Annotated in this window: 17 protein-coding genes; 4 read left to right on the plus strand and 13 right to left on the minus strand. The window is 60.9% G+C overall.

Annotated elements, in window-relative coordinates; all coding sequences use genetic code 11:
- Positions 1 to 26 precede the first annotated feature (26 nt).
- Positions 27 to 1235, minus strand: coding sequence for a zinc metallochaperone GTPase ZigA (gene zigA, locus H621_RS0106130; protein ID WP_028942524.1), 1209 nt, complete (start codon positions 1233 to 1235; stop codon positions 27 to 29).
- Between the two features lie 116 nt (positions 1236 to 1351).
- Between zigA and H621_RS0106135 the strand changes: the two genes are divergently transcribed.
- Both H621_RS0106135 and folE2 read left to right on the plus strand, forming a co-directional pair.
- Complete coding sequence (locus tag H621_RS0106135; RefSeq protein ID WP_028942525.1) at positions 1352 to 1735, plus strand: hypothetical protein; 384 nt, start codon at positions 1352 to 1354, stop codon at positions 1733 to 1735.
- A 33-nt stretch (positions 1736 to 1768) separates the two neighbouring features.
- Positions 1769 to 2656 (plus strand): GTP cyclohydrolase FolE2, encoded by an 888-nt coding sequence (folE2, locus tag H621_RS0106140; RefSeq protein ID WP_028942526.1) that lies wholly within the window; start codon positions 1769 to 1771, stop codon positions 2654 to 2656.
- A gap of 15 nt (positions 2657 to 2671) precedes the next feature.
- Here folE2 and H621_RS0106145 read toward each other — a convergent pair whose 3' ends face one another.
- Positions 2672 to 3199 (minus strand): DUF3617 domain-containing protein, encoded by a 528-nt coding sequence (locus H621_RS0106145; RefSeq protein WP_028942527.1) that lies wholly within the window; start codon positions 3197 to 3199, stop codon positions 2672 to 2674.
- A 127-nt stretch (positions 3200 to 3326) separates the two neighbouring features.
- On the opposite strand from H621_RS0106145, the gene cls reads away from it, so the two are divergent.
- Positions 3327 to 4766: a cardiolipin synthase gene (gene cls, locus H621_RS0106150; RefSeq protein WP_028942528.1), complete on the plus strand. Its 1440-nt coding sequence runs from the start codon at positions 3327 to 3329 to the stop codon at positions 4764 to 4766.
- 6 nt (positions 4767 to 4772) lie between these two features.
- Here the strand turns inward: cls and cfaB are convergent, their stop codons facing one another.
- On the minus strand, positions 4773 to 5957 hold the full coding sequence (cfaB, locus tag H621_RS0106155) for a C17 cyclopropane fatty acid synthase CfaB (protein ID WP_028942529.1): 1185 nt from the start codon (positions 5955 to 5957) through the stop codon (positions 4773 to 4775).
- Positions 5958 to 6156: 199 nt separating this feature from the next.
- On the opposite strand from cfaB, the gene lpdA reads away from it, so the two are divergent.
- Positions 6157 to 7557, plus strand: coding sequence for a dihydrolipoyl dehydrogenase (gene lpdA / locus H621_RS0106160; RefSeq protein ID WP_028942530.1), 1401 nt, complete (start codon positions 6157 to 6159; stop codon positions 7555 to 7557).
- A gap of 2 nt (positions 7558 to 7559) precedes the next feature.
- Here the strand turns inward: lpdA and H621_RS0106165 are convergent, their stop codons facing one another.
- The 10 genes from H621_RS0106165 to H621_RS0106210 all read right to left on the minus strand — a co-directional run bounded on the left by H621_RS0106165 (position 7560) and on the right by H621_RS0106210 (position 17437).
- Complete coding sequence (locus H621_RS0106165; protein ID WP_028942531.1) at positions 7560 to 8765, minus strand: benzoate/H(+) symporter BenE family transporter; 1206 nt, start codon at positions 8763 to 8765, stop codon at positions 7560 to 7562.
- A gap of 92 nt (positions 8766 to 8857) precedes the next feature.
- A complete protein-coding gene (gene catA / locus H621_RS0106170; protein ID WP_028942532.1) occupies positions 8858 to 9790 on the minus strand; it encodes a catechol 1,2-dioxygenase in 933 nt (310 codons plus the stop codon).
- A gap of 38 nt (positions 9791 to 9828) precedes the next feature.
- Positions 9829 to 10119, minus strand: coding sequence for a muconolactone Delta-isomerase (gene catC / locus H621_RS0106175; RefSeq protein WP_028942533.1), 291 nt, complete (start codon positions 10117 to 10119; stop codon positions 9829 to 9831).
- Positions 10120 to 10130: 11 nt separating this feature from the next.
- Entirely contained in the window at positions 10131 to 11252 is a 1122-nt protein-coding gene (locus H621_RS0106180) for a muconate cycloisomerase family protein (RefSeq protein ID WP_028942534.1), read from the minus strand.
- 20 nt (positions 11253 to 11272) lie between these two features.
- On the minus strand, positions 11273 to 12034 hold the full coding sequence (locus tag H621_RS0106185; RefSeq protein WP_028942535.1) for a 1,6-dihydroxycyclohexa-2,4-diene-1-carboxylate dehydrogenase: 762 nt from the start codon (positions 12032 to 12034) through the stop codon (positions 11273 to 11275).
- Positions 12035 to 12099: 65 nt separating this feature from the next.
- Positions 12100 to 13110: a benzoate 1,2-dioxygenase electron transfer component BenC gene (gene benC / locus H621_RS0106190; protein ID WP_028942536.1), complete on the minus strand. Its 1011-nt coding sequence runs from the start codon at positions 13108 to 13110 to the stop codon at positions 12100 to 12102.
- Between the two features lie 25 nt (positions 13111 to 13135).
- Entirely contained in the window at positions 13136 to 13624 is a 489-nt protein-coding gene (gene benB, locus H621_RS0106195; protein ID WP_028942537.1) for a benzoate 1,2-dioxygenase small subunit, read from the minus strand.
- Positions 13621 to 14979, minus strand: coding sequence for a benzoate 1,2-dioxygenase large subunit (gene benA / locus H621_RS0106200; RefSeq protein WP_028942538.1), 1359 nt, complete (start codon positions 14977 to 14979; stop codon positions 13621 to 13623). The genes benB and benA overlap by 4 nt, the downstream gene beginning before the upstream one ends.
- A gap of 106 nt (positions 14980 to 15085) precedes the next feature.
- Positions 15086 to 16042, minus strand: a complete 957-nt coding sequence (locus H621_RS0106205) for an AraC family transcriptional regulator (RefSeq protein ID WP_028942539.1) — start codon at positions 16040 to 16042, stop codon at positions 15086 to 15088.
- A gap of 141 nt (positions 16043 to 16183) precedes the next feature.
- The gene (locus H621_RS0106210) at positions 16184 to 17437 is read right to left on the minus strand and encodes an OprD family porin (RefSeq protein ID WP_028942540.1); all 1254 of its coding nucleotides are present in this window, start codon (positions 17435 to 17437) and stop codon (positions 16184 to 16186) included.
- Positions 17438 to 17463: the final 26 nt, after the last annotated feature.

Consider the following 17463-nt stretch of genomic DNA (forward strand, 5'->3'; position numbering starts at 1 on the left):
CGTCACTATGCCTTGAGGTCAGCCCTTCAAGCCACCTCCTCGACATACCAGGGGCCGAAAGGATCTGGCAGTTGCAGCCAGCTTTCGACACCCCCGGCCATCTCCACCTCGGTCAGCAGGCACGCCTGCAGCTCGGCATCCAGCTGGGCAAAATCAATGTCCTGGCCGATGAACACCAATTCCTGACGGCAATCACCGCAATCCGGCGTCCAGTGCTTGAGGATAGTAGCAGTGCTCTGCTCGTCCTGCGGCCAGTGCTCGCGCGGGACAAAGCGCCACCAGCGCCCGGCAAATCCATAGCGCATCATGCCCCCGGCCTGGGACCAACTACCGGCGTCCTGGTGCTTGCTGGCCAGCCAGAAGAAGCCCTTGGAGCGCAGCAACCGGCCATTGCTCCAGGGCCCGTTGATAAAGTCGAAGAAGCGTTGTGGATGCAACGGCCGGCGGGCTTGCCAGGTGGTGGCGGCGATGCCGTACTCCTCGGTTTCCGGGACATGCTCGCCGCGCAGTTCCTGCAGCCAGCCGGGGGCCTGGGACGCCCGCTCGAAGTCGAACAGGCCGGTGTTGAGGATCGCCTCCAGCGGCACCTGGCCCATCACCATCGGCATTATCTTCGCGTGAACATTGAGACGCCGCAGGATGGCACTCAACTCATCACGCTCGTGACTGCTGATCAGATCAATCTTACTGAGCAGGATCACATCGGCGAATTCCACCTGCTCGATCAACAGATCGGTGATAGAGCGCTCGTCTTCCTCACCCAGGGTTTCGCCGCGGCTGGCGAGACTCTCCGCACCCTGGTAGTCGCGCAGGAAGTTGAGCCCGTCGACCACGGTGACCATGGTGTCCAGCCGCGCCTGATCGGCCAGGCTGCGACCCTGGTCATCACGGAAGGTGAAAGTCTCGGCGACAGGCAGTGGCTCGGAGATGCCGGTGGACTCAATCAGCAGGTAGTCAAAGCGCCCTTCACGGGCCAGCCGCCCCACCTCCTCAAGCAGGTCTTCACGCAGGGTGCAGCAGATGCAGCCGTTGCTCATCTCCACCAGTTTTTCTTCAGCCCGGTTGAGGCTGACATTGCGCTGCACCTCGCTGGCATCGATGTTGATTTCACTCATGTCGTTGACGATCACTGCCACCCGCAGGTTCTCGCGGTTGCGCAGCACATGATTGAGCAGCGTGCTTTTACCGGCTCCCAAAAAGCCGGATAACACAGTGACGGGAAGGCGATTGGGCATGGGACGGGTCCTCATCAGGGCGAGTGCATTCAAATGATGCATTGCGCAATGTTATATAGTAACAATACAATCTCGCCAACCCGCTTCCCCTGAATACGACCAAGAGACACCACAAAATGAGATTGCCGGGCTTGTCCGCCACCGTTGCGCTGCTGTGCCTGAGCACCAGCTCCCAAGCCATTCCCTTGAGCCAAGGTCTGGCGCTGTGCACACGCAGTGCTACGTTGCTGGCCTGTGGCGATGCGCTGGGCAACTACTACAGCGTACAAACTGCCGGCAACACGACCTACTTGCGTGGCTATGAAGCACAAGGCCGGCGGCTGTGGACACAAACCAACAGTCGCTACGGGCAATTGACCTTTTACACAGGCCTGGCCAGCGACGGTGAAACCTGGGTGGGTTACAGCCGAAAAATCGGCTGGACTACCCTCAACAGCGTTTCAAGTTCCAGCGGTCAACGTTTCACCCTGCGCTGCAATCGCCTGAGCGGCTGCCACTAGTACTCTCTACCGTCACACACTTTCGAGCCGTTCATGACAGCACTCACGCTCCCGGACATTGCTGCACAAGCCATCCATACCAACTTGCCGCTGGAGTGGGTCGGCATGTGCAATATCGCCTTGCCGGTACATTTTGCAGGCGACACACTTCGCGCCAGTGCCGATGCTGGGGTCAGCCTGGACGACGGTACTTCGCGCGGCATCCATATGTCGCGACTGTACCTGGCATTGGAAAGTTTTGAATCCGAGCCATTGAGCGTGCCGTTGCTGCACACAGTGTTGGAGCGTTTCCTCGACAGCCATCGTGGGTTGTCAGCCAGCGCCTACCTGAATTTGCGCTTTGAACTATTGCTCAAACGTCCGGCATTGATCAGTCCATTGGCGGGTTGGAAATCTTATCCGGTGAGCCTGGCAGCGCACCTGAAAGACAAAGTGTTCCACGTGGAACTAAAAGTTGGGCTGGAATACTCCTCCACCTGCCCCTGCTCTGCTGCCTTGTCCAGGCAGCTCATTCAACAACGATTCCTGAACGATTTTGGCAATCGAAGCCTCAGTCATGAAGCTGTATTGAGCTGGCTGGGAAATACGCAGGGCATTGTGGCAACCCCACATAGCCAACGCAGCACCGCAACATTGAACATTCGCCTGAAACCCGAAGTTTGCGAATTGCCGATTACGGAACTGATCGATCAGGCAGAATCCGCTTTGGGCACCGCGGTGCAAACCGCAGTGAAGCGTGCAGACGAACAAGCTTTCGCCTTGGCCAATGGTCAAAATCTGATGTTCTGTGAAGATGCGGCAAGGCGGTTGCACATTACTCTTCAACACCTGAACTGGCTGACTGGCTTCAATCTGCGCGTGGAACATGCAGAGAGCCTGCATGCCCACGACGCGGTCGCCCAGAGCCAGTGGCGCTGGTAACTCTTCAGGCAAATGCTAAGTACGCGGTTTGACTGTGCCGCAGTCGTTGCCCAACCAGACCGCACGCGTGTTCATGCTGCCCTGCTGCTGAACACCCGAGGCATTGAAGGTGCCGCTGACCTGCGTAAGAAACTCGCGGTCACTGAGGAAAGTCGCCTGCCCTGCACCTTGCGCTTTCGGGCAACTGAAGGTGAACTTCCACACATTGCCCGTGCGTTCGGTGATCTTCTGGGTGCAGCCCGACTTGGGGTCCTGCAGCGGAATATCATCGGTCTTCACCTGCTCGGGTGTGAGGCATGAGCGCACCCCCTGACCAGCCACACTGATGCCCTGCTGAGCCAAGCCACCCTCAATCATCGCCCGCTGCTCGGGTGGCAGGTTCTTCAACTGACCGAGCATGAAACCCATATCAGGCAGTGGCTTTCCATCGACCTGCATGTTGCTGGTCGTCAGTTCCCACAACCCCGGTTGCAACATCTGCGCATGCACCAACGGACTCGACAGCCCCAACACCAGTGCGAGCATCGGCAGACGACTTTTCATGTAATGACTCCTCGAAACTCCAGCCCCAAGCTGGAACAGAGCTTAGACGTCAATTTGGCCTTTGGGTTGCAACTGGGGTGTGGAACATGCTCTGTTAGAGGCCGTGCCTTTGGACAGCAGGATGCGTATGGATTACCACAGCCCCTACTTCTTCGGTTACCTCATCGGTGCCTTGCACCTGCTCGGGGCCATCGCCGCGACACATGCGGTGCTCACCGTACGTACAGCCCAGGGAGCCATTGCCTGGGCCCTGTCGCTGCTGTTCATTCCCTACTTCACCCTGATCCCTTATCTGGTGTTTGGCAGCCGGACATTCGACGCCTACATCAAGGCGCGTCGCCAGGCCAACCGCGAAATGCATGTGGCCATGGCCGACCTCAACTGGCGGCCCTGGGTTGAGGAAGCGCTCACCGCGCGTAATTCAGAGTCCTATGGCGCCCTGCGGGCCATGCCCAAACTTGGGCGAATGCCCTGCCTGGCCAACAACCAGGTGAGTCTGCTCATCGATGGCAAGGCCACATTCGATGCCATCTTCGCGGCCATCAGCCAAGCCCGCGACACAGTGCTGGTACAGTTCTTCATCATTCATGACGACACGCTGGGCCGCTCACTTCACAGCCTGCTGCTCAAGAAAGCCGCCGAAGGCGTGAGGGTCTATGTGCTGTATGACCGGGTCGGCAGCCATGCCCTACCCTCCGCCTACAGCCAGACCCTTCGAGACGGCGGCGTGAATATTCGCGCCTTCGCCACCCGCCGCGGCTGGTTCAACCGCTTCCAGGTGAACTTTCGCAACCACCGCAAGATCGTCGTGGTCGATGGGCTGCAAGGCTTTGTCGGTGGCCACAACGTGGGCGATGAATACTTGGGGGGCAAACCAAAGCTCTCGCCTTGGCGCGACACCCATGTGCAAGTCAGCGGCCCGGTGCTGGCCTGCCTGCAGGAATCGTTTGCCGAAGACTGGTACTGGGCCACTCGCCAGTTACCACCACTGATCCTGCCCGATACCTATCCCGAAGATGGCGTGCTCTGCCAAGTGCTCGCCAGTGGCCCGGCCGACTCACAGGAGACCTGCTCGCTGTTTTTTGTCGAAGCGATTCATTCAGCCCGCGAACGCGTTTGGATCACCAGTCCCTACTTCATTCCCGATGAAGCAGTGTTTGCTGCGCTGCGCCTGGCGGTATTGCGTGGTGTGGACGTTCGCATCCTCCTGCCGTCGCGTGCCGACCACCGCATCGTCTATGCAGCCTCGAGCCTGTTTGCCTTCGAGGCCGTGCGCGCCGGGGTGAGGATGTACCGCTACGGACCAGGCTTCCTGCATCAGAAGGTGGTGTTGATCGACAACGAGATCAGCGCCATCGGCAGCGCCAATCTGGACAATCGCTCCTTCCGCCTGAACTTCGAAGTGATGCTGTTGACCGTCGACCGCGCCTTCGCCGACCAGGTCGAAACCATGCTCCTGCATGACTTCGACCTGGCCCGGGAGATAACCGCCGAAGACAGCGAGGACACCCATCGCTTGCAACAACTGGGCATGCGTATCGCCCGGTTGATCTCACCCATTCTCTGAGCGCGCTTAGCGGTACAGATCCTCGCGAGTCAGTGGCAGGTCATGGTGGCCGTCGGCAAAAGGTTTGACTGCGAGGATCTGGTGCAGGTTGATCCAACCCTTGGCGAAGGCATAGGAGCAGCCCGCCAGGTACAGGCGCCAGATTCGCAAAGCCTTCTCCGGCACCATCGTAGAGGCTTTGTCCAGTTCGCTTTCAAGGCGGTCACTCCAGTGCTGCAATGTGCGCGCATAGTGCAGGCGCAGGCTCTCGACATCGACAACTTCCAGCCCCGCCTGGCTGACGGCGGCCGTGATCATCGACAGGTGCGGCAGCTCACCATGGGGGAACACATAACGATCGATGAAGCTGCCAGCACCCCGCCCTACCGGACGCCCGTCCACATGCTTGGCGGTGATGCCATGGTTCATCACCAGGCCGCCTTCGCGCACCGCGCCGAACAGGCGCTGGCAATACAACGCCAGGTTGGCATGGCCAACGTGTTCGAACATACCGACACTCACGACCTTGTCGAAACGGCCATCCTGTGGAATATCGCGGTAATCAAGAATCTTCAGCTCTACTTTGTCTTGCAGGCCTTCGGCCTTGATGCGCGCCTTGCCGAGCTTGAGCTGCTCCTTGCTCAGGGTGATGCCCAGCACTTTGACGCCAAACTCGCGGGCGGCAAAGCGTGACAGCCCTCCCCAACCACAGCCGACATCGAGCAGGTAGTCACCCGGCTGCAGGCGCAGCTTGCGGCACAGGTGCTCGAACTTGTTCTGCTGGGCCTGTTCCAGGGTGTCCTGGTCGGTTTTGAAATAGGCACAGGAATAGGCCATGTCCTTGTCCAGCCACAACTGGTAGAAGTCATTGGACAGGTCGTAGTGATAGGAAATCGCCGCTGCATCGGTGGCCTTGTCGTGCTCGCGGCGCACCGGTTGATCGTCGACTTCATCCTTGAGCAGCGCTTCGCTGAGTTCGTCGCAAACCCGGATCACCTCACTGATGGTGCCCTCCAGCTCCAGCTTGCCTTCGACAAAGGCTGCGCCCAGTTCGTCCAGGCTCGGGTGGGTCAGTTGGGTAATCAGCTGCGGGTCCTTGACCAGAATGGTGACCTGCGGCTGGGGACCCAGATCATATTCATGACCATCCCACAGCTTCAGGCGCAGGGGCAGTCGCAGGCTTTGCAGAACAGGTGGAAGTTGCGCAAGCATGAAATGAACCCTCCTTTTTTCTTCGGACGTCACCGCAGAAGGGTAGTTCATACTGAATAATTTTCAGCCTAGCGCGACCATGGTCTGGAACTGTCACGCCCGTTCCAGACCCTCGGACGGTGCGATAAATTGTATACAATCACTCGCCCAGCAGACTAATCTTGGCGCCATTGTCGATTCTTCATCCTGGAGTACAACAATGAAAACCTATGATGTGGTGATCATCGGCGGCGGCCCCGGCGGCTACAACGCCGCTATTCGTGCTGGCCAGCTGGGCTTGAGCGTGGCTTGCGTCGAAGGCCGTTCAACCCTTGGTGGCACCTGTTTGAACGTTGGTTGCATGCCGTCCAAGGCGCTGTTGCATGCCTCGGAGCTTTACGAAGCGGCCGTGGGCAGCGAGTTCGCCAACCTGGGTATCGAGGTCAAGCCGACCTTGAATCTGGCCCAGATGATGAAACAGAAAGACGAAAGCGTTACTGGCCTGACCAAGGGCATCGAGTTCCTGTTCCGCAAGAACAAGGTCGACTGGATCAAAGGCTGGGGCCAACTGGCAGGCCCGGGCCGGGTCAATGTGAGCACCGAAGACGGTAGCGTCACCGAACTGCAGGCCAAGGACATAGTCGTCGCCACCGGTTCCGAGCCAACCCCGCTGCCCGGCGTGACGATTGATAACCAGCGCATCATCGACTCCACCGGCGCCCTTTCGCTGCCGGGCGTCCCCAAGCACCTGGTGGTGATTGGCGCCGGTGTGATCGGCCTGGAGCTGGGTTCGGTATGGCGTCGCCTCGGCAGCCAGGTCACCGTCATCGAATACCTGGACCGCATCTGCCCGGGTACCGATGAAGAGACCGCCAAGACGCTGCAACGCTCGCTCGCCAAACAAGGCATCACCTTCAAGCTGGGCAGCAAGGTGACCCAGGCCAGCGCCTCGGCAGACGCCGTCAACCTGACCCTTGAGCCTGCCGCCGGCGGCGCCAGCGAAAGCCTGGAAGCCGACTACGTGCTGGTCGCCATCGGCCGCCGGCCCTACACCAAGGGCCTGGGCCTGGAGAGCGTCGGGCTGGAAACCGACAAGCGCGGCATGCTTGCCAATGAGCATCACCGCACTGCAGTACCGGGCATCTGGGTCATCGGCGACGTCACCTCAGGCCCGATGCTCGCGCACAAGGCCGAAGACGAAGCGGTTGCCTGCATCGAGCGAATCGCCGGCAAGCCCCATGAGGTCAACTACAACTTGATTCCCGGGGTGATCTACACCCGCCCGGAACTGGCCAGCGTCGGCAAGACCGAAGAGCAGCTCAAGGCCGAAGGGCGTGAGTACAAGGTCGGCAAGTTCCCCTTCACCGCCAACAGCCGGGCCAAGATCAACCACGAGACAGAAGGCTTCGCCAAGGTCCTGGCTGATGCCAGGACCGACGAAGTACTGGGTGTACACCTGGTCGGCCCGAGCGTCAGCGAAATGATCGGCGAGTTCTGCGTGGCCATGGAGTTCTCGGCGTCAGCCGAAGACATCGCCCTGACCTGCCACCCGCACCCGACCCGTTCCGAGGCCTTGCGCCAGGCCGCGATGAACGTCGAAGGCATGGCCATGCAGATCTGACCTCAGTCAGTTCGCAGCCCTGCCCTGCTCGCCTGCGGCGCTGGTCGCCGCAGGTTGAGCAGCAGGTGGGCGAACAGGCCGAAGATCAGCCCCCAGAACGCCGCCGACAAGCCCATGAAGGACATACCCGAGGCTGTCACCAGAAAGGTGATCAGCGCCGCCTCGCGATCACTCGGCACACTCATCGCTCCCGCCAGTGCCCCCCCGATGGCGCCGAACAACGCCAGCCCGGCCAACGCTGCAATCAAGGCCGCCGGAAAGGCGGTAAACAGCGACACCAAGGTCGCGCCGAACACCCCCAGCAGCAGGTACAGCACCCCACCCGACACCCCCGCCCAATAGCGCTTGCCCGGATCGTCGTGCGCTTCGCGGCCGGTGCAGATCGCCGCAGTGATCGCCGCCAGGTTCAGACCATGGCAACCAAAGGGCGCCAGTAAGACACTGGCCAGGGCATTGCTGGAAATGATCGGGCTGGCAGGTGTGCGATAGCCGTCGTTGCGCAAAACGGCAATGCCCGGCACAAACTGCCCGGTCAGCGCCACCATCACCAACGGCAGGCTGATACTCAACAGCGCATGCCAAGTGAACGCCGGCGTGGTCCACACCGGCGTGGCCAGGCCCACTACCAGCGCCGAGCTGTTCATCTCACCACTGAACACCGCAATGCTCACCCCACACACCAGCACGGCCAGAACCGCATAGCGAGGGGCAATGCGCTTGAACATCAGGTAGGTGACGAACATTGCCAACACCAGCAGCGGTTGCGACTTCAGCGAGATGAACAACCCGGTGCCGAAGCTGAACAGAATACCCGCCAACATGGCAGCAGAGATGGCCGGTGGCAGCTTGCTGACAATGCGGTCGAAGGCACCGGAAACGCCGACCAGCAAGATCACCAGGTTGGCGACGATATAGGCCCCCACCGCCTCGGCGAAGGCGATATCCGGCAGCAGCGCCACCAGCAGGGCCGATCCCGGCGCAGACCAGGCAATCACCACCGGCACCTTGTAGCGCAGGCTGAGTACCACGCCCAGCACGCCGCTGCCGATGGAAATTGCCCATACCCACGAAGACAGTTCGGCCGCCGACAACTGTGCGCTGTGGGCGGCCTGGAAAATGATCACCAAGGGGCCTGCGTAAGAAATCAGCGTGGCAATGAAGCCGGCGACCAAGGCGGAAAGGGAGAAGTCCTGAATTATTGTTTTCATTGATCATCCTTAAAGAGCATCGCGGGGCAAGCCCGCTCGTACAGGGATTTCTGTAGGAGCGGGCTTGCCCCGCGATGGATTCAACCCGGATATCAGGCGTCCTGCAATGCCCGCGGCCGCTGGCTGCGCACTTCATTCGCAGGCTTGGGCGCACCGAGCAACTGGAAGTCAAAATCCATTTCGGCAAAGCGCCCCTCCACACCCCGGGCATCCGCTGCGGCCGCATCCTCTACAAAGCGCAGCTCGCCGATCAAGCCGTCACGGGTGGCATAAGCAAAGTCATCCCACAGGTACTCATCGCCCGCCAGGTTGATCTGGGTGGTCAGGTGACGATACCCCGGCGCCGAGATAAAGAAGTGAATGTGCCCCGGGCGATTGCCATGGCGGCCGAGCTGGTTGAGCAACTCTTGGGTCGGGCCGTCTTCAGGGCAGCCATAGCCCGACGGCACGATGCTGCGCGCGCGGTAGCGGCCGTCGGCATCGGTGACGATGCGTCGGCGCAGGTTGTAGTCCGACTGGGTGCTGTCGAAGTAGGAGTAGGTGCCCTGGGTATTGGCGTGCCACAGGTCCACCACTGCACCGGCCACCGGCTGGCCCTGCTCGTCCAGCACGCGGCCCTGAAGGAACATCACCGTACCCGAGTCCAGGCCATCGTCCATGCGCACCTCGCCTTCGGCCATCGGCGCGCCCGCCACATACAACGGGCCTTCGATGGTGCGCGGGGTACCGCCGCTGATACCGGCCTCGGCATCCTGGGCATCCAGTTGCAGGTCCAGGTAGTGCTCCACTCCCAGCCCCGCGACCAGCAGGCCAGCTTCCTGGCGACTGCCCAGGCGGTTGAGGTAGTCCACGGCCTTCCAGAACTCATCGGGTGTCACTTGCAGGTCTTCGATGATGCGCGCCACGTCGTTGACGATGCGGTTGGTCAGCAGCTTCAGGCGTGGGCTGCCCAGGTCATTGTTCAGGCCACTGACTTCTTCGAAGAATGTCTGCACGTCGGCAGTGTGGGCAATTTTCACGGTCATGACAGGTACCTCGAATTGTTGTTATCGGCGTTTGGCGTTCAACGGTCGTCGCTGTGGATCGAAGACGGGTGGCGACACAGGCCATCGATCTCGATGTCCATGTAGGGGAACAGTGGCAGCTGCATCAGGGTGTCGTGCAGCGCCTCGACGCTGGGCAGGTCGAATACGCTGTAGTTGGCGTAGTGGCCGGCGATTCGCCACAAGTGGCGCCAGGCGCCTTCGCGCTGCAGGCGCTGGGCCAGTGCCTTCTCGTCGGCCTTGAGCTGCGCGGCGTTGGCCGGGTCCATGTCCAGGGGCAGGTTCACGGTCATTTTCACGTGGAACAACATGGCATCTCTCCTTACGTGCGGCTGAAGAACGCCAGGCGCTCTTCGTCCAGGGTCAGGCCCAGGCCTGGGGTACGAGGTACGTGCAAGGCGAAGTCGCGGTACACCGGTGCTTCGATCACGATCTCTTCAGTCAGCAGCAGCGGGCCGAACAGCTCGGTGTGCCAGGTCAGCTGGTTGAGGGTTACGAAGGCATGGGCGGCGGCCAGGGTGCCGATCGAACCTTCGAGCATGGTGCCGCCATACAGGGCGATACCTGCCGCTTCAGCGATCTGCGCTGTACGCAACACGGCACGGGGGCCACCGTTCTTGGCGATCTTCAGGGCGAAGATGCTGGCGGCACCGTCGGCGGCCAGGCTGAAGGCGTCCTCGACGCTTTCAATGGATTCATCGGCCATGATCGGTGCCGGGCTGCGCTGGTTCAGGCGAATCTGTCCGGCGCGGTTGATGCGCGAGATCGGTTGCTCGACCAGGTCGATACCATTGTCACCCAGCACCTGGCAGGCGCGGATCGCCTGGGACTCGTCCCAGTACTGATTGACGTCGACCCGCACACTGGCGCGCTCGCCCACCGCCCGTTTGATGGCGATCACATGCTTGAGGTCATGGGCAACGTCGTTGGCGCCGATCTTCACCTTGAAGATGCGGTGGCGGCGCAAATCGAGCATCTGCTCGGCCTCGGCGATGTCGCGCTCGGTGTCGCCGCTGGCCAAGGTCCAGGCCACTTCCAGGCTGTCGCGCACGCGCCCGCCAAGCAGTTCACTGACCGCCAGGCCCAGGCGTTTGCCCTGAGCATCGAGCAAGGCGCTCTCGATGCCGGAACGGGCGAAGGTGTTGCCTTTGATCACCTTGTCCAGGCGCTGCATGGCAGCGTTGATGTTGCTGGCATCCTGGCCGATCAGTAGCGGTGCAAAGTAGCTGTCGATGTTCTGCTTGATGCTTTCCGGGCTTTCGTTGGCATAGGCCAGGCCGCCGATGGTGGTGGCCTCGCCCAGGCCTTCGATGCCGTCGGAGCAGTGCAGGCGGATGATCACCAGGGTCTGCTTCTGCAGGGTGTGCATCGCCAGCTTATGCGGGCGAATGGTGGGCAAGTCGACGATCAGGGTCGAGATGCGTTCAATCAAGGGATGACTCATCGAAGGTTCTCCAGGGGCGCTCAACCGAGGTCGCCGCCGCCGACCGGCAACACCGTGCCGGTGATGTAGGAAGCCTCGTCGGAGGCCAGGAAGAGGATCGCGCCAACCTGCTCATCGAGGTTGCCGTAGCGTTTCATCAGGCTGCTGTCGAGGGTCTGGTCGACGATCTGCTGGTACCAGGCTTTCTCTTCGCTGCTCTGCTCGGCACGGTTGCGTGGCACCCGCCGTGGCGGTGCTTCAGTGCCCCCCGGCGCGGTGGCATTGACACGCACACCGCGGCCAGCGGTCTCGAATGCCAGGCAAGCGGTCAGTGCATTCACTCCCCCCTTGGCCGCGCCATAAGGCACGCGGTTGACACTGCGGGTGGCAATCGAGGACACGTTGACGATGGCGCCCCTGCCCTGTTCCAGCATGTAGGGCAGCGCCGCATGACAGCACCACAAGGTAGGGAACAGCGAGCGCCGGACTTCCGCCTCGATCTGCGCCGCTTCGTAGTGCTCGAACGGTTTGGCCCAGATGGTGCCGCCAACGTTATTGACCAACACATCCAGCCGGCCAAAATGCTCCACCGCTGCTGCCATTACCCGGCTGCACTCGTTGTGCTGCTCAAGGTCGGCGGTCAGGGTCAGTACACCTTCGCCTTGCAGCTCGTGAACAAGCTCCGAGCGGTCCACCGCCACCAGGGTCGCGCCTTCGTCGAGCAGGCGCTCGCACAAACGACGGCCGATCCCCTGCGCTGCGCCGGTAACCAGCGCGACTTTGTTGTCGAATCTGTTGTTCATGACAACCTCGAATAAAAAAGGGACCGACCGTACCCGCACGATGCGCCCGGCCCCGTAAAACGGGTTCAGGCAGCGGCGGCGGCAAACTTTTCGTAGTAGAAATTCGCCGGGGTGATGCCCTGTTCGCGGATGTACTGGCTGACCGCCTCGACCATCGGCGGAGGACCGCACAGGTAGACATCGACATCGCCTTCGTTGAGATGGCGAGGCTCGATGTGCTGGGTGACATAGCCCTTGAGCGGGTGCTGGCTCTCGGGGTTGGCCACACACGCGCTGAAGCTGAAGTTGGGGATGCGCTCGGCGAACGACTGCAGGCGGTCGAGTTCGACGAGGTCGAAGTCGTTGGTCACGCCGTAGACCAGGTGCAGCGGATGCTCGCTGCCCTCCTCGGCGATTTTCTCCAGCATCGCGGTGAACGGCGCCAGCCCCGTGCCACCGGCCAGCAGCAACAACGGCCGACGAATCTCGCGCAGGTAGAAACTGCCCAAGGGGCCGGCCAGGGTCATGCTGTCGCCCGCCTTGGCAAGGCCGGTGAGGAAGCTGCTCATCAGGCCGCCCGGTACGTTGCGGATCAGGAAGCTGACCTCGCCGTCCTTCTGCAACGAACTGAAGGAGTAGGCGCGGGTCTGCTCGCTGCCAGGCACGCCAAGGTTCACATATTGCCCCGGCAGGAAAGCCAGGCGACTCAACGCCTCACCCTTGATCGACAAGGCAATGGTGCTGTCCGAGAGCTGGCGTACGGCGCTGATGCTGGCCTGGTAGCTGGACTGTTCGGTCTTGCACACCTGGGACGATGCCGGGATCCTTACCACGCAATCGCTTTGCGCACGCATCTGGCAGGTGAGCACATAACCCTGGCCGGCTTCTTCCTCGCTCAAGGCGTCTTCGATGTACTCCTGACCCAGGTCGTAGCGACCGGCTTCGGCGAAACATTTACAGGTGCCGCAGGCGCCGTCACGGCAGTCCAGCGGGATATTGATGCCCTGGCGGTAAGCGGCATCGGCCACGGTTTCGTCAGCGGTGGCGTCGATGAAACGGGTGACCCCGTCCTCGAAATTCAAGGCGATCTTGTGCATGGCGCACCTCGCGTAAAAGCTGGATTTAGATGTGGTAAACGTCGATGACCTGACGCACGTAGTCGTTCTTGAGCACCACCTTCTTGGCCTTGATCAGCGGTCGTTCACCGCGCACATCAAGGGTGTAGAAACTGGTACCGAAGTGACTGTCCACGGTCTTGTAGCGAAAGCTCAGGGTGTGCCAGTTGAAGCGCACCTTGCACAGGCCTTCGCCCTGCTCCAGCAGCTCGATGTTGCTGATGTTGTGCGAGGTCCGGGTGTCGGGCATGGTCGCACTGGAGCGTTCGGTCTTGATGCGGAACACCCGGTCTTCCAAGCCGCCACGGTTGCCGTACCAGATCAGCGAAATTTCCCGTTGCGGGTCTTCGGTGAGCTGGTCGTTATCGTCCCAGGCCGGCATCCAGAAGGTGGCATCGCTGGCGTAGCACTCCAGCCACTGGTCCCATTGGCTGTCGTCCAGGTAACGCGCCTCTTCGTAGAGAAAGTCCCGTACGTGCTCGAAGGAAATGCTCATTGCACGGCCTCCACGGGGATCAGTTGCTGCTCGGTGGCGAGTGCCTTGAGCATGGTGTCCTGCCAGTACTTGTGTTGCAGCACGAACAGGCCTTCGTCCTCGGTGCGTACACCGCTCATCTGCGGATGCAAGTCGATTTCCTGGGCGGCTGTGTCGGCACCTTCGATCCAGTGGGTGGCACCACGCGACATATCGTTCCAGCCTCGCCCGCCCTGGTAGCCCATCTGGCAGGAGCGGAATTCTTCCAGGTCGTCCGGGGTGGCCATGCCACTGACGTTGAAAAAGTCTTCGTACTGACGAATGCGCTGGGCCCGGGCTTCGGCGCTTTCGCCCTTGGGCGCAATGCAATAGATGGTGATCTCGGTCTTGTCCACGGCAATCGGCCGGGCAATACGGATCTGCGAACTGAACTGGTCCATCAGGTACACGTTCGGGTACAGGCACAGGTTGCGCGAGTTCTCGATCATCCAGTTGGCACGGGCCTGGCCGAAGTCGGCAGCCAGCTCGTCGCGGCGCTCGAACAGCGGACGGTCCTCGGGGTTGGCCCAGCGGGTCCAGAGCAGCAGGTGACCTTTGTCGAAGGAGTAGAAACCACCACCGCTCTTGGCCCAGCCGCCAGCGCTCATGGTTTTGACTTCATCACCGGCCTCGCGCTGCTTGCGCTGGTTCTGGGTGGCGGCGTAGTTCCAGTGCACGGCGCTGACGTGGTAACCGTCGGCGCCATTCTCGGCGGTCAGCTTCCAGTTGCCTTCGTAAATGTAGGAAGACGAGCCGCGCAGCACTTCCAGGCCTTCAGGCGACTGGTCGACAATCATGTCGATGATCTTGGCCGACTCACCCAGGTGCTCCACCAAGGGCACCACATCCGGGTTCAGGCTACCAAACAGAAAGCCGCGGTAAGACTCGAAGCGGGCGACCTTGGTGAGGTCGTGGGAGCCTTCGCAGTTGAAGCTGGCCGGGTAGCCGGCGTCCACCGGGTCCTTGACCTTGAGCAGCTTGCCAGAGTTGTTGAACGTCCAGCCGTGAAAGGGGCAGGTGTAGGAGGAGCGGTTTCCGCTCTTGTGCCGGCAAAGCATCGCACCGCGGTGGCTGCAGGCATTGAGGAAGGCATTGAGCACCCCATCCTTGTTGCGCGCGATAAAGATCGGCTGGCGCCCCATGGTGGTGGTGAGGAAGTCGTTCTTTTCAGGAATCTGGCTTTCGTGGGCAAGGTACAGCCAGTTGCCTTCGAAGATATGTTTCATTTCCAGATCGAACAGACGGGGGTCGGTGAACATCTCGCGCTTGCAGCGAAAGACGCCCTTCTCCTGATCTTCTTCAAGCAGGGAATTAAGGTAATCGAATCCCAGGGACATGGCCGGGGCCTCCGTTGTTATTGTGTTCAGGCCATGTCAGGTTAGGGAGCGAGGGGCACGGCAAATATCCGCTTTGTGCAGACCTTTATCCGTTTTCTGCAAAGTGTCAGGGGCGACGCTTGAGGGTATCGGAGGGGAGTTCGCCGAACAGCGACTTGTAGGTTTCCGAGAAACGGCCGAGGTGGACGAAGCCATAGTCCATGGCCAGCTCGGTGATATTGCGCACCGTACACTGCGGGTCGCTGAGGCTGGCTCGGATGCGCGCGAGTTTTTTATCGCGGATGTAGACCTTGGGCGTGGTGCCGGCGTTGCGCTCGAACAGAATGTACAGTGAGCGCAGACTCATGCTGGCCTGGCGGGCCAGTTGCTCGCTGCACATGTCCTGCTTCAGATTTGCCTCGATGTACTCGGCAATACGCTCGAACGACGACGCTTGCCCGCCCAGCGCCTCGCGCCTGACATTGGTTGGCATCAGGGTCAAAAGCTTGCTGGCGACAATCTGGCTGTAGTGCTCCTGCACCCGCAGCAATGGCTCGCTGGCTTCGGCTTCATGGCAGACCATGGCCAGCAACCCGGCAAACCCTTCCAGCGCCAGCAACTGGTAATGGTTCTGGATGAACCGCACGCCTTCGCTGGGGCGCTGCCAGCGTTGCTCGTCACAGACACTTTCGAGCAGGCGGTTGGGCAGCTTGAGGATGAATTTTTCGCAGTCGGCCGAATAGGCGAGATCCACTGGTTCATCCGGGTTGATCAGCAGCAGCTCGCCGGGCCCGAGCAAACGCTCGGCACGCCCGCGTCGCCACAGGCAGTGGCCACGCAGCAGGATCTGCAGGTGAAAGACGTTCTCCAGGGCTGCCGACATCACCCGCACTTCACCGCCATAACTGATCCGGCACAAATCGAGGCTGGCAAACTTGCGGTGGTCGAGGCATGCCTCGGGATGCCCGTAGCGCGGCAAGCGGATGTGGTGCACGCCGACATGCTGATTGACGTAGGTCGACACGGCATGAGGATCGGCACGATCGAAAACCCGGCTGCGCTCACTGAGCAGGGGACTCTCCATACCAGGACACTCGTTGTAGTTGTCCGGCCAGTCTAAGCGATCCTCTGGTCAGTGGCCCAGTGTGGGGATGGACGGTGAAGCGATCGCGGGGCAAGCCCGCTCCTACACATTTTGTGGGAACGGGCTTGCCCCGCGATCGCCCTATAAAAGACTCCACGTATACGTCAGAATCACCCGATTCTCATCAATGTCCGAGCGGTAGCTCGAACGTGCCACCGCGTTGCGCAACCTGACTCCCAACCCCTTGAACACCCCGCTCTGCACCGCGTAGCCCAGGTCCAGATCGCGTTCGTGTTCCTTGCCCTCGAAGCCAAGCCCGGTGTCGACATTGTTGCCTTTCAGATAGCGCACCGTCGCTGTAAGTCCCGGTATGCCCATGGCCACGAAATCGTAGTCATAACGCACCTGCCAGGAGCGTTCATCAGCATAGGAAAACTCATAGGTCGGCACTTCATTGCCCAGCGGCGAAATGTTCGGAAACACTCTGGGAAACGCATCATCACCAAAGATGCCCTGGTAGCCAACGCTGAAAGTATGGCCGCCGCGCCTGGCCGACAGCAGCGAATAGAACGCCTGGTTGTCGACATCGCCAATGCGGGCTTCTCCCTGCTCCCTGGCGCTGAAGTAGCCAAGGTTGGCACCCATCACCCAATCGCCAACCGGCTCACTGTGCTTGAGGCCGAAAAAACCCTGCTGATAGATATCTTCCAGGCGCCCGTACCAGAGGCTCAAGGTGCTGCGGTTGGCGTTGAAGCTGTAATCGCCACCGGCAAAGTTGAAGGCATCGCTATCGGCCTGGCGCTGGGGCAAATGCCCGAGCATTGCAATCAACTTTTCATCACCGGCTTCATTGCGCAGGCTGGTTGAACTCAAGTGGCCGGCCTGGAGAGTGAGGCCGCTGATCTCGGCCGAGGTGATGCTGGCGCCCTGGTAGGTTGGCGGCAGCAGGCGAGAGTCGTTGTACTGCAGGATCGGCAGGTTGGTCTGCAGCTCGCCGACCTTGAGCTCGGTTTTCGAGTACCGCAGCTTCACGGTCGCACCGAGCCGGCTGTACTCATCGGCCGCCCGGCCATCGTCCTGGACCGGCAACAAGCCAGTGCCGGTGCGGTCCGGGCTGCTGTCGAGCTTGAGCCCGAGCAGGCCGATGGCATCCACACCCACACCAACAACGCCCGGGGTATAGCCGGATTTGTAGTTGAAGATGAAACCTTGCCCCCACTCCTCGGCCTTGGACTGCTGGTTGGCACCGACGATGCCGGAGAAGTCGCGGCTGAAGTAGTAGTTACGGGCTTGCAGGGTAGCGGCGGCATCCTTGAAGAAATCAGCTTCGGCGGCCTGGGTGATAAAACTCAGGCCGAACAAGGGCAGCAACCCGGCTTGGCGGAGGTTGTTCATGGTTCGTGCACTCTTTTTATTGTTGT

Origin of the sequence: Pseudomonas vranovensis DSM 16006 (assembly GCF_000425805.1) — a bacterium.
Lineage (GTDB): Bacteria > Pseudomonadota > Gammaproteobacteria > Pseudomonadales > Pseudomonadaceae > Aquipseudomonas > Aquipseudomonas vranovensis.

Excerpts from the sequence above, each read along its gene's own strand:
- H621_RS0106180 (WP_028942534.1), bottom strand. The coding sequence starts at position 11,252 with ATGAGTCATCCCTTGATTGAACGCATCTCGACCCTGATCGTCGACTTG.
- benC (WP_028942536.1), bottom strand. The coding sequence starts at position 13,110 with ATGCACAAGATCGCCTTGAATTTCGAGGACGGGGTCACCCGTTTCATC.
- H621_RS0106135 (WP_028942525.1), top strand. The coding sequence starts at position 1,352 with ATGAGATTGCCGGGCTTGTCCGCCACCGTTGCGCTGCTGTGCCTGAGC.
- H621_RS0106145 (WP_028942527.1), bottom strand. The coding sequence starts at position 3,199 with ATGAAAAGTCGTCTGCCGATGCTCGCACTGGTGTTGGGGCTGTCGAGT.
- cfaB (WP_028942529.1), bottom strand. The coding sequence starts at position 5,957 with ATGCTTGCGCAACTTCCACCTGTTCTGCAAAGCCTGCGACTGCCCCTG.
- H621_RS0106205 (WP_028942539.1), bottom strand. The coding sequence starts at position 16,042 with ATGGAGAGTCCCCTGCTCAGTGAGCGCAGCCGGGTTTTCGATCGTGCC.
- lpdA (WP_028942530.1), top strand. The coding sequence starts at position 6,157 with ATGAAAACCTATGATGTGGTGATCATCGGCGGCGGCCCCGGCGGCTAC.
- folE2 (WP_028942526.1), top strand. The coding sequence starts at position 1,769 with ATGACAGCACTCACGCTCCCGGACATTGCTGCACAAGCCATCCATACC.
- benA (WP_028942538.1), bottom strand. The coding sequence starts at position 14,979 with ATGTCCCTGGGATTCGATTACCTTAATTCCCTGCTTGAAGAAGATCAG.
- zigA (WP_028942524.1), bottom strand. The coding sequence starts at position 1,235 with ATGCCCAATCGCCTTCCCGTCACTGTGTTATCCGGCTTTTTGGGAGCC.
- cls (WP_028942528.1), top strand. The coding sequence starts at position 3,327 with ATGGATTACCACAGCCCCTACTTCTTCGGTTACCTCATCGGTGCCTTG.
- benB (WP_028942537.1), bottom strand. The coding sequence starts at position 13,624 with ATGAGCATTTCCTTCGAGCACGTACGGGACTTTCTCTACGAAGAGGCG.
- H621_RS0106165 (WP_028942531.1), bottom strand. The coding sequence starts at position 8,765 with ATGAAAACAATAATTCAGGACTTCTCCCTTTCCGCCTTGGTCGCCGGC.
- H621_RS0106185 (WP_028942535.1), bottom strand. The coding sequence starts at position 12,034 with ATGAACAACAGATTCGACAACAAAGTCGCGCTGGTTACCGGCGCAGCG.
- catC (WP_028942533.1), bottom strand. The coding sequence starts at position 10,119 with ATGTTGTTCCACGTGAAAATGACCGTGAACCTGCCCCTGGACATGGAC.
- H621_RS0106210 (WP_028942540.1), bottom strand. The coding sequence starts at position 17,437 with ATGAACAACCTCCGCCAAGCCGGGTTGCTGCCCTTGTTCGGCCTGAGT.
- catA (WP_028942532.1), bottom strand. The coding sequence starts at position 9,790 with ATGACCGTGAAAATTGCCCACACTGCCGACGTGCAGACATTCTTCGAA.